11 protein-coding genes are annotated in these 16,143 nt (G+C 71.8%); 2 read left to right on the plus strand and 9 right to left on the minus strand.

All coding sequences use genetic code 11. From position 1 onward, the window contains the following. Positions 1-104: 104 nt before the first annotated feature. Both pruA and ACIRQY_RS26485 read right to left on the minus strand, forming a co-directional pair. Positions 105-1,745 (minus strand): L-glutamate gamma-semialdehyde dehydrogenase, encoded by a 1,641-nt coding sequence (gene pruA / locus ACIRQY_RS26480; RefSeq protein WP_403930033.1) that lies wholly within the window; start codon positions 1,743-1,745, stop codon positions 105-107. Between the two features lie 32 nt (positions 1,746-1,777). Next, positions 1,778-2,704, minus strand: a complete 927-nt coding sequence (locus tag ACIRQY_RS26485; protein ID WP_403930036.1) for a proline dehydrogenase family protein — start codon at positions 2,702-2,704, stop codon at positions 1,778-1,780. 196 nt (positions 2,705-2,900) lie between these two features. Between ACIRQY_RS26485 and ACIRQY_RS26490 the strand changes: the two genes are divergently transcribed. Next, positions 2,901-4,013, plus strand: a complete 1,113-nt coding sequence (locus ACIRQY_RS26490) for a PucR family transcriptional regulator (protein ID WP_403930039.1) — start codon at positions 2,901-2,903, stop codon at positions 4,011-4,013. 37 nt (positions 4,014-4,050) lie between these two features. Here ACIRQY_RS26490 and ACIRQY_RS26495 read toward each other — a convergent pair whose 3' ends face one another. From ACIRQY_RS26495 to ACIRQY_RS26525, 7 genes are all read right to left on the minus strand, one after another. Continuing rightward, a complete protein-coding gene (locus ACIRQY_RS26495) occupies positions 4,051-4,200 on the minus strand; it encodes a hypothetical protein (protein WP_351788625.1) in 150 nt (49 codons plus the stop codon). Between the two features lie 231 nt (positions 4,201-4,431). Further along, positions 4,432-6,021, minus strand: a complete 1,590-nt coding sequence (serA, locus tag ACIRQY_RS26500; RefSeq protein WP_351788623.1) for a phosphoglycerate dehydrogenase — start codon at positions 6,019-6,021, stop codon at positions 4,432-4,434. 238 nt (positions 6,022-6,259) lie between these two features. Then, positions 6,260-7,261 carry a ketol-acid reductoisomerase gene (gene ilvC, locus ACIRQY_RS26505; protein WP_351788620.1) on the minus strand — a complete coding sequence of 334 codons (1,002 nt, stop codon included), beginning with the start codon at positions 7,259-7,261 and terminating at the stop codon, positions 6,260-6,262. Positions 7,262-7,381: 120 nt separating this feature from the next. Beyond that, positions 7,382-7,909: an acetolactate synthase small subunit gene (ilvN, locus tag ACIRQY_RS26510; protein WP_148006298.1), complete on the minus strand. Its 528-nt coding sequence runs from the start codon at positions 7,907-7,909 to the stop codon at positions 7,382-7,384. Positions 7,910-7,950: 41 nt separating this feature from the next. After that, positions 7,951-9,801, minus strand: a complete 1,851-nt coding sequence (locus tag ACIRQY_RS26515) for an acetolactate synthase large subunit (RefSeq protein ID WP_351788616.1) — start codon at positions 9,799-9,801, stop codon at positions 7,951-7,953. A 228-nt stretch (positions 9,802-10,029) separates the two neighbouring features. After that, a complete protein-coding gene (locus ACIRQY_RS26520) occupies positions 10,030-12,870 on the minus strand; it encodes a putative bifunctional diguanylate cyclase/phosphodiesterase (protein ID WP_403930217.1) in 2,841 nt (946 codons plus the stop codon). Positions 12,871-13,863: 993 nt separating this feature from the next. Further along, positions 13,864-14,829 (minus strand): 2-hydroxyacid dehydrogenase, encoded by a 966-nt coding sequence (locus ACIRQY_RS26525; RefSeq protein WP_403930044.1) that lies wholly within the window; start codon positions 14,827-14,829, stop codon positions 13,864-13,866. A gap of 75 nt (positions 14,830-14,904) precedes the next feature. Here ACIRQY_RS26525 and ACIRQY_RS26530 point away from each other — a divergent pair, with 75 nt between their 5' ends. Then, positions 14,905-15,918 carry an aldo/keto reductase gene (locus ACIRQY_RS26530; protein WP_351788611.1) on the plus strand — a complete coding sequence of 338 codons (1,014 nt, stop codon included), beginning with the start codon at positions 14,905-14,907 and terminating at the stop codon, positions 15,916-15,918. Positions 15,919-16,143: the final 225 nt, after the last annotated feature.

Genomic DNA, 16,143 nt, shown 5'->3' on the forward strand with positions numbered 1-16,143 from the left:
CGGCCTGCGGCCGGACCCCGGAATGAAGACCGCCCCCGTCCCCGGTTGGGGGACCGGGGAGGGGGGCGGTGTCAGGGGGCCGTCGGAGGGGCGGCCGGTGGGGCTTAGCCCATGTGGGGGTAGCCGTACTCGGTCGGCGGGACCAGCGTCTCCTTGATGGCGCGGGTCAGCGTCCAGCGCATCAGGTTCTGCGGGGCGCCCGCCTTGTCGTTGGTGCCCGAGGCACGGCCGCCGCCGAAGGGCTGCTGGCCGACGACGGCGCCGGTCGACTTGTCGTTGATGTAGAAGTTGCCCGCGGCGAAGCGGAGCTTCTCCATCGTGTGCGCGGTGGCCGCGCGGTCGCCGGAGATGACCGCGCCGGTGAGGGCGTAGTCCGAGACCGACTCCATCTGGGTCAGCATCTCGTCGTACTTCTCGGGGGAGCTGTCGTCGTACACGTGGATCGCGAGGATCGGGCCGAAGTACTCGGCCTTGAAGACCTCGTTCTCCGGGTCGGCGCACTCGATGACGGTCGGGCGGACGAAGTAGCCCACCGAGTCGTCGTAGGTGCCACCGGCGACGATCGTGCAGCTCGGGTCGGCCGCGGCACGGTCGATCGCGGCCTTGTTCTTGGCGAAGGAACGCTCGTCGATGACGGCGCCGACGAAGTTCGACAGATCGGTGACGTCACCCATGGTGATGCCGTCGACCTCGGCCGCGAACTCCTCCTTGAAGCCGTCGTTCCAGATGGACGCCGGGACGTAGGCGCGCGAGGACGCGGAGCACTTCTGGCCCTGGAACTCGAAGGAGCCACGGGTCAGCGCGGTCTTCAGGATCGCGCGGTCGGCGCTGGGGTGCGCGACGACGAAGTCCTTGCCGCCGGTCTCGCCGACGATCCGCGGGTACGAGCGGTACTTCTCGATGTTCGTGCCGACGGTCTTCCACAGGTGCTGGAAGGTCCGGGTCGAACCGGTGAAGTGGATGCCCGCCAGGTCGCGGTGGTTCAGGGCCACCTCGGAGACGGCGATGCCGTCGCCGGTCACCAGGTTGATGACGCCCTTCGGCAGCCCGGCCTCCTCCAGGAGCTCCATGAGGAGCACGGCGGAGTGGGTCTGCGTCGGGGACGGCTTCCAGACCACCACGTTGCCCATGAGGGCGGGGGCGGTGGGCAGGTTGCCCGCGATGGCCGTGAAGTTGAACGGCGTGATCGCGTAGACGAAGCCTTCGAGCGGGCGGTGGTCCAGCCGGTTCCACACGCCCGGCGAGTTGGCCGGGGGCTGCTCGGCCAGGATCTGGCGGGCGTACGCCACGTTGAAGCGCCAGAAGTCGACGAGCTCGCACGGGGTGTCGATCTCGGCCTGCTGGGCCGTCTTCGACTGGCCGAGCATGGTGGACGCGGCCAGCGTCTCGCGCCACGGTCCCGCCAGCAGTTCGGCGGCGCGCAGGATGATCGCGGCACGGTCGTCGAAGGACATCGCGCGCCAGGCGGGAGCGGCGGCCAGGGCCGCGTCGATCGCGTCCTGGGCGTCCTGCTCGGTGGCGCCCCGGAAGGTGCCGATGACGGCCTTGTGGTTGTGCGGCTGGACGACCTGGAACTCCTCGCCGCCACCGAGGCGCTTCACGCCGCCGATGGTCATCGGCAGCTCGCGCGGGTTCTCGGCCAGCTCCTTGAGCTGGGCCTCCAGACGGGCGCGCTCGGGAGAGCCGGGGGCGTAGCTGTGCACCGGCTCGTTGACCGGAGCGGGGACCTGGGTGACAGCGTCCATGAGTCGCTTAACTCCTTCTGAGGGGTGTGGGCTCAGCCCTTGGTGAGGATGGACCGGACGAAGAAGAGCAGGTTGGCCGGCTTCTCCGCGAGGCGGCGCATGAAGTAGCCGTACCAGTCGGTGCCGTAGGCGGTGTACACGCGCATGCGGTGTCCCTCGGCGGCGAGGCGCTGCTGCTCCTCGCTGCGGATGCCGTACAGCATCTGGAACTCGTACTCGTCCAGCTTGCGGCCCGCGCGGCGGGCCAGCTCCTGGCCGACGGCGATCAGGCGCGGGTCGTGCGAGCCGATCATCGGGTAGCCCTCGCCGTCCATCAGGATCTTCATGATCCGGACGTACGCCTTGTCGATCTCGGGCTTGTCCTGGATGGCGACGGAGACGGGCTCCTTGTAGGCGCCCTTCACTATCCGGACGCGGGAGCCGTTCTCGGCGAGGCGGCGGGCATCGTCCTCGGTGCGGAACAGGTACGCCTGGATGACGCAGCCGGTCTGCGGGAAGTCCTTCCGCAGCTCCTCGTGGATGGCGAACATCGAGTCGAGGGTGGTGTGGTCCTCGGCGTCCAGGGTGACCGTGGTGCCGATCTCGGCGGCTGCCTCGACGACCGGACGGACGTTGGCGAGCGCCAGCTCGTGGCCGCCCTCCAGGGACTGCCCGAACATCGACAGCTTGACGGACATCTCGGCGCGCTCGCCGAGGCCCAGCTCCTTGAGGCGTCCGACGAGCTCCAGGTAGGCGTCCCGCGCGGCGTGGGACTGCTCGACGGTGGTGATGTCCTCACCGACGACGTCGAGGGTGACCTCGAGGCCGCGGTCGCTCAGCTCCTGGACGATCGGGACGACGTCACCGACCGACTCACCGGCGATGAAGCGGGCGACGACCTGCTTGGTCCCGGGGGCGGCCGACACGAAACGGCGCATCTTGTCGCTGCGCGACGCGGCGAGGATCACGGGACCCAGCACGGGCACCTCCAGAGGGCAGGGGGAGAACGGGGCCGTCACCGGACCGGAAGGGGGTTCGGACCGGGAACAGCACGGATGACCACCGTGAAACCTATGGATCGCTCCGATCGTCCGCCATCTACAGCTGTCACGCATCCGTGGCCCGCCTCTCAGACATCTGTCTGAACGGCGGGGGAAGGGGTGCGAGAATGGGCCCGTGAAGGGCGATTACCAGGAACTGGTGGACGAGATCTCGGGGCTGCTCGGCGCCCCCGCGACACTGGAGAACCGCGATTTCGGCCTGATCGCCTTCGGCGCGCACGACAGCGACGACGACAGCGCCATGGACCCGGTCAGGACCCGCTCGATCCTCACCCGCAAGTCGACCCCCGCGGTCCGCGCCTGGTTCGAGGGCTTCGGCATCACCCGGGCGACCGGACCGGTCCGCATCCCCGCCGCCCCCGACGCGGGCGTCTTCCGGGACCGGGTGTGCCTCCCGGTACGCCATCGGGGTGTCGTCCTCGGTTACGTCTGGCTGCTCGACGCCGAGCCGGGCCCCTCGTCCGAACGGCTCACCGCCGCCATGGAGGTCGCCGCCCGGATCGGCGAGCTGCTCGCGGACGAGGAGCGCGCGGGCGCGGACCTCTCGCGCGAGTTCGCGGCGGCCCTGACCGCCGGGCGGGGCTGGCAGCACGAGACGGCCGTCGCGGCCCTGCGGGCGGCCCTGGGGCCCAGCGCGGACGGGCTGCACACCGTGGTCTGCGTCACCCCCTGGCGGGGCGAGGCCCCCTCGGTCCGGACGGTGGCCGGGGCGGCGGCGGTCACCGCGCTCCCGGAGGCGGAGTCCCTCGCCGTCCTCGTCCGGCTCCGCACCTCCGAGGACCTCACCCCGGCCCGCGCGGCGGCGGACCGGCTGCGCGGCGCCGCGACCGCCGGTGTCGCGACGCCCCGCCGGGGTCTCGCGGAGCTTCCGGCCGCCTGGCGCGAGGCCAGCACCTCGGCCCGTGCCGCGACCGCCCAGCCGTCGCTGGGCCCGGTGGCGGAGTGGGCCCGGATCGGCCCGTACCGCCTCCTGGCCGCGCTCTACCACCCGGAGGTCGATCCGGTCGTCGCCCCGCTGCTGGCCCCCGCGCACAGCGAACTGGCCCGCACCGCCGAGGTGTTCCTCGACAGCGCGGGCCAGGCGGGCCGCGCGGCGGCGGCCCTGGGCATCCACCGGCAGACCCTCTACTACCGCCTCTCCCGGGTCGAACAGCTCACGGGCCTGGACCTGGACGACGGCGAGGACCGCCTCCTCCTCCACATGTCCCTGAAGTCGGCCAAGCTGTAGCCGCCCCGAGGCGGTCGAGGGCGGGGAGGGGTCGGGGTCAGGCCCCGACCAGCTCCGCCTTGTTCATGGCGACCGTCTGCGGCGCCGGGCCGCCCGTGGTCATCTTGGCGAGCTGAGCCGCGCCGCCGATGAGCAGTCCGGCGGCGAAGAAGGCGGCGAGGATCCTGGTGGTACGGCGCTTGGGCACGGGGCCTCCTGAGAAGGTGCGGTCGGTCGTCGTCCCGTCATGACAGCAGGGCCGGGACGGCGGAAGCGACAGCTCCGGCCGTCTGTGACCGTTCTACGACGAAGACGGCCGACGGAGCGCCGGTCCGGGGAAGGTCCTCCCCCGTCCCGTGACAGCGCCGTACCCGGCGGCCGGACGCTCGTACGGGACGAGGGTCCGGCCACCGGGTACGGGTGGTGTGCGCGCTCGGGCTCAGATCAGGTTGACCGAGCGGGCCGAGGCGGCGCCGATCTCCGAGGCGATCTCCGCGAGCACCGTCGCGGGGAGCGAGTCGTCCACGGTGAGCACGACGAGCGCCTCGCCGCCCTCCTCCGCGCGGGAGACCTGCATCCCCGCGATGTTCAGACCGGCCTCGCCGAGGATGCGGCCGACCGTGCCGACGACACCCGGGCGGTCCTCGTAGCGCAGCACGACCATGTGGTCGGCGAGCGCCAGGTCCACGTCGTACTCGCCGACCGCGACGATCTTCTGGAGGTGCTTGGGACCGGCCAGGGTGCCGGAGACCGACACCTCCTCGCCGTTCGCCAGCGTGCCGCGCACGGTGACCACGTTGCGGTGGTCGGGCGACTCGGAGCTGGTCGTCAGACGCACCTCGACACCGCGCTCCTGTGCGAACAGCGGGGCGTTGACGTACGACACGGTCTCGTCGACCACGTCCTCGAACACGCCCTTGAGCGCGGAGAGTTCGAGCACCTTCACATCGTGCTGGGTGATCTCGCCGTACACCTCGACGTCGAGGCGGGCCGCGACCTCGCCCGCGAGGGCGGTGAAGATCCGGCCGAGCTTCTCGGCGAGTGGCAGACCCGGCTTCACGTCCTCCGCGATGACCCCGCCCTGGACGTTGACCGCGTCCGGGACCAGCTCGCCGGCGAGCGCCAGGCGCACCGACTTGGCGACGGCGATGCCCGCCTTCTCCTGGGCCTCGTCCGTGGACGCGCCGAGGTGGGGGGTGCAGACGACCTGGTCGAGCTCGAACAGCGGGGAGTCCGTGCAGGGCTCCTTCGCGTACACGTCGAGGCCCGCACCGGCGACCCGGCCCTCCTTGAGCGCCGAGTACAGCGCCGCCTCGTCCACGATCCCGCCGCGCGCGGCGTTGACGATGCGGACGGAGGGCTTGACCTTGTGCAGCGCCTCGTCGCCGATGAGACCGAGGGTCTCCGGGGTCTTCGGCAGGTGGACGGTGATGAAGTCGGCGACCTCCAGGAGCTCGTCCAGGGCCAGCAGCTTCACCCCCATCTGGGCGGCGCGGGCGGGCTGCACATAGGGGTCGTACGCCACGATCTTCATGCCGAAGGCCGACATGCGCTGGGCGACGAGGACGCCGATGCGGCCGAGGCCGACGACACCGAGGGTCTTCTCGCTCAGCTCGACGCCGGTGTACTTGTTGCGCTTCCACTCGCCGTTCTTCAGCGCGGTGTTGGCCTGCGGGATGTTGCGCGCGGTGGCGACGAGGAGGCCACAGGCCAGCTCGGCGGCGGTGACGATGTTCGACGTCGGGGCGTTGACGACCATCACACCGGCCTTGGTGGCGGCGGAGACGTCCACGTTGTCCAGACCGACTCCGGCGCGGGCGACGACCCGCAGCTTCCCGGCGGCGGCGATGGCCTCGGCGTCCACCTTGGTCGCGGAACGGACCAGGATCGCGTCCACGTCGGCGATGGCGGGGATCAGCTCGGCGCGGTCGGCGCCGTTGCAGTGCCGGATCTCGAAGTCCGGGCCCAGCGCGTCGACGGTGGCGGGCGACAGCTCTTCAGCGATGAGTACGACAGGTTTCGAGCTCACGTGAGTCCTCACAGATCCAGTGCGGACGGCCGTCCCGACGGCCGCAGGCGGTGGAGGGGGCTTGCCGCGTGAAAGCGCACGACGCTGTGGGCCTGAACGCGAATGTTGTTGAGCAGTGTAGTGCTGTGGCGATGCCGTGCATGTGCCGCGTTGGAAGGATCACCCGTCCGTGGTTGGACGGGGTGTCCAAGGGTGTGGCACGGGGCCGGACACCTGGTCCGGCCCCGTCCCGGAAGGCTTACGCCTCCTCGTCGTTCACCCAGCTCATGAGCTTGCGCAGCTCCTTGCCGGTGGTCTCCAGGAGGTGGTTGGCGTCCTGGGTCTTGTACTCGTTGTACTTCTTCAGACCGCCGTGGTACTCGGCCATCCACTCCTTGGCGAAGGTGCCGTCCTGGATCTCCGCGAGGACCTTCTTCATCTCCGCCTTGGTGGCGTCGGTGATGATCCGCGGGCCGGTGACGTAGTCGCCCCACTCGGCGGTCTCGGAGACCGACCAGCGCATCTTCTCCAGACCGCCCTCGTACATGAGGTCCACGATGAGCTTCAGCTCGTGCAGGCACTCGAAGTAGGCGATCTCCGGCTGGTAACCGGCCTCGGTCAGGGTCTCGAAGCCCGCCTTGACCAGCGCCGCGGTACCACCGCAGAGCACGGCCTGCTCACCGAACAGGTCGGTCTCGGTCTCCTCGGTGAAGGTCGTCTTGATGACGCCGGCGCGGGTGCCGCCGATGCCCTTGGCGTACGACAGCGCCAGGTCGAAGGCCTTGCCGGTGGCGTCCTGCTCGACGGCGGCGATGCACGGGACGCCGCGGCCCTCCTCGTACTGGCGGCGGACCAGGTGGCCCGGGCCCTTCGGGGCGACCAGGGCGACGTCGATGCCCTCGGGCACCTTGATGAAGCCGTAGCGGACGTTGAGGCCGTGACCGAAGAAGAGCGCGTCGCCCTCCTTCAGGTTGTCCTTGATGGACTCCTCGAAGACCTGGGCCTGGATCGGGTCCGGGGTCAGGATCATGATGAGGTCGGCCTCGGCCGCGGCCTCGGCCACGGAGACGACGCGCAGGCCCTGCTCCTCGGCCTTGGCCTTGGACTTCGAGCCCTCCTGGAGGCCGACGCGGACGTCGACGCCGGAGTCACGGAGCGACAGCGCGTGGGCGTGGCCCTGGCTGCCGTAGCCGATCACCGCGACCTTGCGGCCCTGGATGATGGACAGGTCGGCGTCGTCGTCGTAGAACAGCTCGGCCACTGGGTATCTCCTTGAAGTGCTGGTGTTGCGTCCCACCGTACGGCGGGGAGCGGGAGGAAAGTTTTCGGGTCTCGTCAGTCGGACCGCCGGACGGACCGGTGGTTGACCGCCGACGGGTTGTCAGGCGCTGCGGTCGAGGGCCCGCAGGGACCGGTCCGTGATGGACCGGGAGCCGCGCCCTATGGCGATCGTGCCGGACTGCACGAGCTCCTTGATGCCGAACTGCTCCAGCATCTTGAGCATCGCTTCGAGCTTGTCGCTCGAACCGGTGGCCTCGATGGTGACGGCCTCGGGCGAGACGTCCACGGTCTTGGCGCGGAACAGCTGGACGATCTCGACGATCTGGGAGCGGGTCTCGTTGTCGGCGCGGACCTTCACCAGGACGAGCTCGCGCTGGATCGCGGCGCTGGGCTCGAGTTCGACGATCTTCAGGACGTTGACCAGCTTGTTGAGCTGCTTGGTCACCTGCTCCAGGGGCAGGTCCTCGACACTCACCACGATGGTGATGCGGGAGATGTCGGGGTGCTCGGTGACGCCGACGGCGAGGGAGTCGATGTTGAAGCCGCGGCGGGAGAACAGGGCGGCGATCCGGGCGAGGATGCCGGGGGTGTTCTCGACGAGAACGGAGAGCGTGTGCTTGGTGGACATGGTGTGGGTCTCTTCCTTTTCGCTCTGCTGCGTTCCGCGCTTCAGTCGTCTTCGCCGTCGCCGAAGTCGGGACGGACGCCCCGGGCGGCCATGACCTCGTCGTTGGAGGTGCCGGCGGCGACCATCGGCCACACCTGGGCGTCCTCGTGGACGATGAAGTCGACCACGACCGGGCGGTCGTTGATGGCGTTGGCCTCGGCGATGACCTTGTCCAGGTCGGCCGGGTCCTCACAGCGCAGGGCCACACAGCCCATGGCCTCGGAGAGCTTGACGAAGTCGGGGACGCGGGTGCCCTTGTTCGCCTGGATGTCGTCCGGGCCGGAGTGCAGGACGGTGTTGGAGTAGCGCTGGTTGTAGAAGAGGGTCTGCCACTGGCGGACCATCCCGAGGGCGCCGTTGTTGATGATGGCGACCTTGATCGGGATGTTGTTCAGGGCGCAGGTGGTGAGTTCCTGGTTGGTCATCTGGAAGCAGCCGTCGCCGTCGATGGCCCAGACCGGGCGGTCCGGCAGACCGGCCTTGGCGCCCATCGCGGCGGGGACCGCGTACCCCATGGTCCCGGCGCCGCCGGAGTTCAGCCAGGTGGCGGGCCGCTCGTAGTCGATGAAGTGGGCGGCCCACATCTGGTGCTGGCCGACGCCCGCCGCGAAGATCGTGTCGTCGGGGGCGAGCTGCCCGATGCGCTGGATGACCTGCTGCGGCGAGAGGCTGCCGTCCTCCGGCAGGTCGTAGCCGAGCGGGTAGGTCTCGCGCCAGCGGCTCAGGTCGCTCCACCAGGCGGTGTAGTCGCCCTTGTTGCCCTCGGCGTGCTCGGCCTGGACGGCCTGGACCAGGTCGGCGATGACCTCGCGGGCGTCACCGACGATCGGGACGTCGGCGGTGCGGTTCTTGCCGATCTCGGCCGGGTCGATGTCCGCGTGGACGATCTTGGCGTACGGGGCGAAGCTGTCGAGCTTGCCGGTGACCCGGTCGTCGAAGCGGGCGCCGAGGGCGACGATCAGGTCGGCCTTCTGGAGCGCGGTGACGGCGGTGACCGAACCGTGCATGCCGGGCATTCCGACGTGCAGCGGGTGGCTGTCGGGGAAGGAGCCCAGGGCCATCAGGGTGGTGGTGACGGGGGCGCCGGTCAGCTCGGCGAGGATCTTCAGCTCGGCGGTCGCACCGGCCTTGATGACACCGCCGCCGACGTACAGGACGGGGCGCTTGGCGGCGCTGATCAGCTTGGCCGCCTCGCGGATCTGCTTGGCGTGCGGCTTGGTCACCGGGCGGTAGCCGGGCAGGTCGGTCTGCGGCGGCCAGCTGAAGGTGGTCTTCGCCTGGAGGGCGTCCTTGGCGATGTCGACCAGGACCGGGCCGGGACGGCCGGTGGAGGCGATGTGGAAGGCCTCGGCGATCGTCCGGGGGATGTCCTCGGCCTTGGTGACCAGGAAGTTGTGCTTGGTGATCGGCATCGTGATGCCGCAGATGTCCGCCTCCTGGAAGGCGTCCGTGCCGATCGCCTTGGAGGCGACCTGGCCGGTGATCGCGACGAGCGGGACCGAGTCCATGTGCGCGTCGGCGATCGGGGTGACGAGGTTGGTGGCACCGGGGCCCGAGGTCGCCATGCAGACCCCGACCTTGCCGGTGGCCTGGGCGTAGCCGGTGGCCGCGTGGCCCGCGCCCTGCTCGTGGCGCACCAGGATGTGGCGGACCCGCCGGGAGTCCATCATCGGGTCGTACGCGGGCAGGATCGCGCCGCCGGGGATGCCGAAGACGGTGTCGGCGCCCACTTCCTCGAGAGAACGGATGAGGGACTGCGCACCCGTGACGTGCTCGACGGTGGTGGCGGGCGTCGCGCCGTGGCGGGGCCGCGGCTGCGGATGGTGCCCGGTGGCCTGGTCGGTCATCAGCATCTCTTCTCGAAGCAGAGGGTTTTCGCGAGGTGTTTTGCCAGGGTTCGCACCGGCTTCGGAGGGAGTCGGTGCAACAAAAAACCCCTCGTGCCGGGAGGCAAGCGAGGGGAGCGCGTCGGGTGCGTTCTAAGCGGGCCTGGGAGGGGCCCCGCTTCAGCCGACGCGCTGTCCAAGTACGAGAATTCGGGTGCGCATGGCACTGACCCTCCCTCTCAGGCCTCGTCACTGTCAAGTGGGTGGGACGGGCGTCTCATCATGTGAGCGGTTGGAGGGTCGGTTTCCGGCACGTGCCGGAACCGCTCCGGGGAGGGGGTACTCGTCCCGTACGAGGGCCCTGCGCAGCCGGTACTCGTCGAGCGGGCCGGAGAAGGCCGCGCCCTGGGCATGGCCGCATCCCATCGCCCGCAGGGCGACCACCTGCTCCGGTTCGTCGACTCCCTCGGCCACGGTCTGGAGGCCGAGTTCCCCGGCGATACGGAGGACTCCGCGGGTGATCTTGCGGAGCCGTGGTGATTCGACGAGCCCTTCGACGAGCCCGCGGTCGAGCTTCAGTATGTCGACGGGGAGGCGCCGGAGCGCGTTGATGGCGACGTGTCCGCTGCCGAATCCGTCGAGCGCGATCCGTACGCCGAGGCGGCGCAGGCTCACCAGGCGCTGTTCCAGCTCGTCCAGGGAGATCCGGGGGTCGCTGTCGGCGAGCTCGATGATCAGTGAGCCGGACGGCAGTCCGTGCCGGGTGAGCAGGGACTCGACGGAGCCGAGGGGCAGCGAGCGGTCGAGGAGGCGGCGGGCGGGGAGCCGGATGGAGACGGGCGCGCGATGGCCGATTCCGGCCCGCTCGGCGGCCTGCTCGACCGCTTCCTCCAGGAGCCAGCGGCCCAGCTCGGCGGTCCGCTCGCCGTCGTCGGTGACCCGGAGGTACTCGGCGGGGGTGAAGAGGATGCCCTGGGCGGAGCGCCAGCGGGCCTGGGCGCTGACGGCGGAGATCCGGCCGGTGGCGAGGTCGACGACCGGCTGGTGGAGCAGGGCGAACTCGCCGTCGTGGAGGGCGGTGCGCAGCCGGGCGGCGAGTTCGGTGCGGCGGACGACCTCGGCCTGCATCTGGGGCGCGTACAGCTCGACGCGGTCCTTGCCCGCGGCCTTGGCCCGGTACATGGCGAGGTCGGCGTTGCGCAGGAGGTCGCCCGCGGCGATGCCGGGCTCGGCGAAGGCGACCCCGATGGAGGCGGCGACCCGGACCTCGTTGTCGCCGTCGACGCGGTAGGGCCGGGAGAGGGTGAGGCGGAGCCGGTCGGCGATCTCCCGGACCTGGCTCTCGCGGGCGGCCCGGTCGCGTCCGCCGTCGCCGAGGATGAGGGCGGCGAACTCGTCGCCGCCGAGCCGGGCGGCGGTGTCCCCGGCGCGTACGGAGTCCTGGAGGCGGCGGGCGGCCTGGACGAGGAGGTCGTCGCCCGCCTGGTGGCCGAGCCGGTCGTTGACGCCCTTGAAGCCGTCGAGGTCGACGAAGAGGACGGCGGTGCCGGGGTCGGAGGCGCGGCGCCCGCCGAGGGCCTGCCGGACCCGCCGGGTGAACAGGGCGCGGTTGGGCAGGTCGGTGAGCGGGTCGTGCTCGGCGTTGTGCTGGAGCTGGGCCTGGAGCCGGACGCGCTCGGTGACGTCCCGGCTGTTGAAGATCAGGCCGCCCTGGTGCCGGTTGACGGTGGACTCGACGTTGAGCCAGTCGTCCCGGCCGGAGCGGAAGCGGCACTCGATCCGGGTGGTGGGTTCCTCGGCGGGTGAGACGGCGAGGAAGCGGCGCACCTCGTGGACGACGGCGCCGAGGTCCTCGGGGTGGATCAGCGAGGACAGTTCGGAGCCGGTCAGTTCCTCGGCGTCGCGGCCGTAGACGCCGGAGGCGGCGGGGCTGACGTAGCGGAGGGTCCCGGAGGGCGCGGCGATCATGATGACGTCGCTGGAGCCCTGCACGAGGGACCGGAAGTGGTTCTCCTTCTGGGCCAGCTCGTGGGTGAGGGCGATGTTGTCGAGGAGCATGATGCCCTGCCGTACGACGAGGGCGAGGACCACGGTGCAGCCGGTGAGGACGACGAAGCGGTCGAGCCGACGGCCCTCGACCACGTTGTACAGGAGGCTGAGGGTGCAGACGGCGGCGGCGAGGTACGGGGTGAGCGCGGCGAGGGAACCGGCGACCGGGCGGCTGTGCAGCCGGGGGGTCCGGGCGGGGGCCTCGGCGCCCGGGAGGCGGCGCGCGCCCCAGGGGGCGTAGGCGAGGAGCAGGGAGCCCGCGAACCAGCCCGCGTCGAGGAGCTGTCCGGAGACGTAGCTCTGGCGGAGCAGCGGTGAGGTGAACAGGGCGTCGCACAGGACGGTGAGGGCGAGGGCGGCGATGGCGGTGTTGGTCGCGGAGCGGTTGGCCTGCGAGCGCCGGAAGTGCAGGACCAGGACCATGCTGACGAGGACGATGTCGAGCAGCGGGTAGGCGAGCGACAGGGCGGCCTGGGTGACCGGTTCGTTCTGGAAGTGGGCCGTGCGCGCGAGGGCCAGGCTCCAGGACAGGGTGAGGAGCGAGCCCCCGATGAGCCAGGCGTCGAGGCCGAGGCAGACCCAGCCGGCCCGGGTGACGGGTTTCTTGGCGAGGACGAGGAGTCCGACGATCGCGGGGGGTGCGAAGAGCAGGAAGCACAGGTCGGCGACGGACGTGGTCGGGACGGGGGTGCGGAGCACCACCTCGTACCAGCCCCAGACGGCGTTTCCCGCGGAGGCCATGAACGAGGAGAAGGCGAAGAGCAGCCAGGCGGGGCGGTCCTCGCCGTGGTGGGCGCGGGCGTAGAGGAAGCAGGAGACGGCGGCGGTCAGGGCGGCGGCGCTGAGTCCGAAGTCACCCATGAAGAGTGCGAGTTCCGGGGAGCCCCAGCCGAGGGAGGCGCCGGTCGTGTAGCCCGCGCAGATCAGCCCGAGGGCGATCTGGGCGAGGATGCCGCCGATGCCGGGGCTCGCGGGGGCCGGCCGACCGGGGGCGGTTCCCCCGGTGTCGGCCGGGGGGCGCGCGAGCACCGCCCCGGGCGCGGTCACCGGGGCCTCCGGCGCCGCGCCTCCGCAGGCGGCCGCCTCGTGCGGGCGGGCGGGTGGCTCGCCGGGGACGCAGACGGCGTGACCGTCGCAGTCGTGGGGACCCGCCGGGTCCCGTACGAGCGGATCGTCCGCCGGGACGGGGGCTCCGCACACCGCGCAGCCGGTGCCGCCGCCGTGGCCCGCGTGGGTCGCGTGGCTCGCACCGCCGTCCGCGAGGTCGTGGGGCGCGCGGCCGTCCGCGAGGTCGTGGTCGGCGTCGCCATGGTCCGGGACACCACCAGCCGGGACGTCGCGGTCCGGGACGCCACCAGCCGGGGCGTCGCGGTCCGGGAGGTCGTGGTCCGGCGCTTCACGGTCGGGGGCGTCGCGGTCCGAGGCGTCGCGGTCCAGGGCGTCGCGGGCCGGGGCGTCTTCGTCGCCGGTGCGGTCCGCCGCGCGGTCCTCACCGGCGACACGGCCCTCGCGTGCCTCGTCGTCACCGCTGCCCGCGCGGCCCTCGCCGCCGTCGGGAGCGGCCCGGACCGGGCCGCCTTCGCGGTCTCCGCCGCTCGCGCGGCCGGTGCCTTCGCCGTCGCCCGCGCGGCCGGAGTAGGCCTCGTGGCCCGCGCTCCCGGTGCCGTCGCCCCGGCGGGGGCCTTCGCTCTCCGTCGCTCCGGCGGGGCCGGGGGCGGGGCGGGACGCGCGATGGGGCGCGGCCTGGTCCGGCACGGTGGGTACGAGGCGGTCGGTGAGGCGCGGAGGGACCTCCGACGGCGGCGTCGCCGCGTCGGATCGTCGCTCCTCCGGCCGTGCCTCACCCTTCGCCCCCCTCGGAATCTGCTGTCCCGTCACGTCACTCCCCAGCGTCAGCCCGTACTCGACGCAGTCCCCGATCCGGGACGATACACCAGGACCGTCACTCAGGGACAGGGTTCCTCTACGCTGCGTGACTGACGTGGGCTGTTGCACGGCGCGTGTCGGGCGTACGGATCACCCGGACGGCCCTGTCCCCGCTCAGCCGGTGGTGAGCAGCACGTTCACCGGCTCCTCGCCCGCCACGAACCGCCGCAGCTGCCCGGCGATCAGCCGCTTGGCCCTCGGCATGAAGGCGGAGGTGGAACCGCCCACATGGGGACTGATCAGGACGCCCGGGGCGTGCCACAGGGGGTGTCCGGCCGGGAGCGGTTCCGGGTCGGTGACATCGAGCGCGGCCGTGATCCGCCCGCTCTCCGCCTCCTTGAGCAGGGCCGCCGTGTCGACGACCGGGCCCCTGGCCACGTTCACGAGGAGCGCGCCGTCCTTCATCCGCGCCAGGAAGTCCGCGTCGGCGAGATGCCTGGTCTCGGGAGTGAGCGGGGTGGACAGGATCACGACGTCCGCCTCGGGGAGCAGCGCGGGCAGTTCGGACAGGGCGTGGACCGGCCCGCGCACGGTGGTGCGCGCGGAGCGTGCGACGCGTGCTACCCGCGCGCACTCGAAGGCCGCGAGCCGGTCCTCGATGGCGGCGCCGATCGATCCGTATCCCACGATCAGGACGGACTTGTCGGCGAGGGCGGGGTAGAAGCCGGCCCGCCACTCCTCGGCGTCCTGGCCGCGCACGAAGCCGGGGATGCCGCGCAGCGAGGCCAGGACCAGGGCGAGGGCGAGTTCGGCGGTGCTGGCCTCGTGGACGCCCTTGGCGTTGCAGAGGGCGACGCCCGGCGGCAGGGAGCCGATGCCGGGGGTGACGTGGTCGATGCCCGCCGAGAGGGTCTGCACCACCCGGAGCGAGGTCATCGCGGCCAGCGGCCGTACGGCGATCTCGGAGCCCTTCATGTACGGGACGACGTAGAAGACGCAGCGCGCCGGATCGGCGGGGAACTCCGGTCCGCCGTCCCAGAAAAGGTAGTTGAGGCCCGACGCGCCCGGCTCGGGGAGTCCCTCTGTCTCGGCCGCCGGAACGGGAAGCCACACGTCAGCGGTCGTGTCTTCGAATCTCATGAGCGGGAGGCTATGCGAAGAATCCCGGACGGCATTGGTTACTTTGGGGGACGGCACAGGGAGGGGTACCGGCAGGTGGAGCGCAGGACTATCGGGGCGACGGCGCTCGACGTGGGTGCGGTCGGCCTGGGGTGTATGCCGATGAGCTGGGCCTACGACCGTTCGCAGCAGCGGGGGGACCGCTCGCTGCGGACCGTGCACGCGGCCCTGGACGCCGGGGTGAGTCTGCTCGACACCGCCGACATGTACGGGCCGTTCACCAACGAACTGCTGGTGGGGCGGGTGTTGAGGGAGCGCAGGGCGGAGGCCTTCGTCTCGACGAAGTGCGGTCTGCTCGTCGGCGACCAGCACGTCGTCGCCAACGGAAGGCCCGGGTACGTGCGCCGGGCGTGCGACGCCTCGCTGCGGCGGCTCCAGACCGATGTCATTGACCTCTACCAGCTTCACAGGGCGGACCCCGAGGTGCCGGTCGAGGAGACCTGGGGTGCGATGGCGGAGCTGGTGACCGCCGGGAAGGTGCGGGCGCTGGGGCTGTGCGCGGTCGGCGCCCGCTGGACCCGCCGGGGCACCACGGGCGCGGGGCGGGACGGCTATGAGGGAACGATCCGCCAGCTGGAACGCGTCCAGCAGGTGTTCCCGGTGGCGGCGGTGGAGGCGGAGCTGTCCGTGTGGTCGCAGGAGGCGCTGGCGCGGCTGCTGCCGTGGTGCGTGGCCCGGGGTGTCGGTTTCCTGGCGGCGATGCCGCTGGGGAGCGGCTATCTGACCGGGACGCTGACCACCGGAGGCGGCTTCGAGCCCGACGATCCCCGGGCGCGGCACCCCCGGTTCACCGCCGAGATGATGGCGGCGAACCAGCCGATCGTGGTGGGGCTGCGGCGGGTGGCCGCCCGGCACGGCGCGGAGGTCACCCCCGCGCAGGTGGCGCTCGCCTGGGTGCTGGGCCGGGGGCGGCACGTGGTGCCGGTGCCGGGGGCGAAGCGGGAGCGGTGGGCGGTGGAGAACGCGGGGGCGGCGCGGCTGCGGCTGACCCCGGAGGACCTCGCGGAGATCGCGGCGCTCCCGGCGCCCCGGGGTTCCTGGGACTACTGAGCTCCACGGTGGCCGCCGGGGCCTGCTCGACCTGGGGGGGGACCCGCATAGGACCGTACGCGGGGCTCTCCGGCGCCCACGGGCGGCGGTCCGGCTCCCGCGGGCGGCGGCGCTCCGGGACGGAGGGCGGCGGCGGTCCGGTCGTCGGCGTCCGTCGGGTGTCCGTCCGCCCCGCCACCGGCTTCGGCGTCCGTCCGGTCGGCGCGGGGGCGTGGCCCTCGCCGT

The sequence above is a fragment of the Streptomyces sp. NPDC101490 genome, assembly GCF_044767145.1.
Taxonomy (GTDB): Bacteria; Actinomycetota; Actinomycetes; order Streptomycetales; family Streptomycetaceae; genus Streptomyces.

Excerpts from the sequence above, each read along its gene's own strand:
- pruA (WP_403930033.1), bottom strand. The coding sequence starts at position 1,745 with ATGGACGCTGTCACCCAGGTCCCCGCTCCGGTCAACGAGCCGGTGCAC.
- ilvN (WP_148006298.1), bottom strand. The coding sequence starts at position 7,909 with ATGTCCACCAAGCACACGCTCTCCGTTCTCGTCGAGAACACCCCCGGC.
- ACIRQY_RS26515 (WP_351788616.1), bottom strand. The coding sequence starts at position 9,801 with ATGCTGATGACCGACCAGGCCACCGGGCACCATCCGCAGCCGCGGCCC.
- ACIRQY_RS26525 (WP_403930044.1), bottom strand. The coding sequence starts at position 14,829 with ATGAGATTCGAAGACACGACCGCTGACGTGTGGCTTCCCGTTCCGGCG.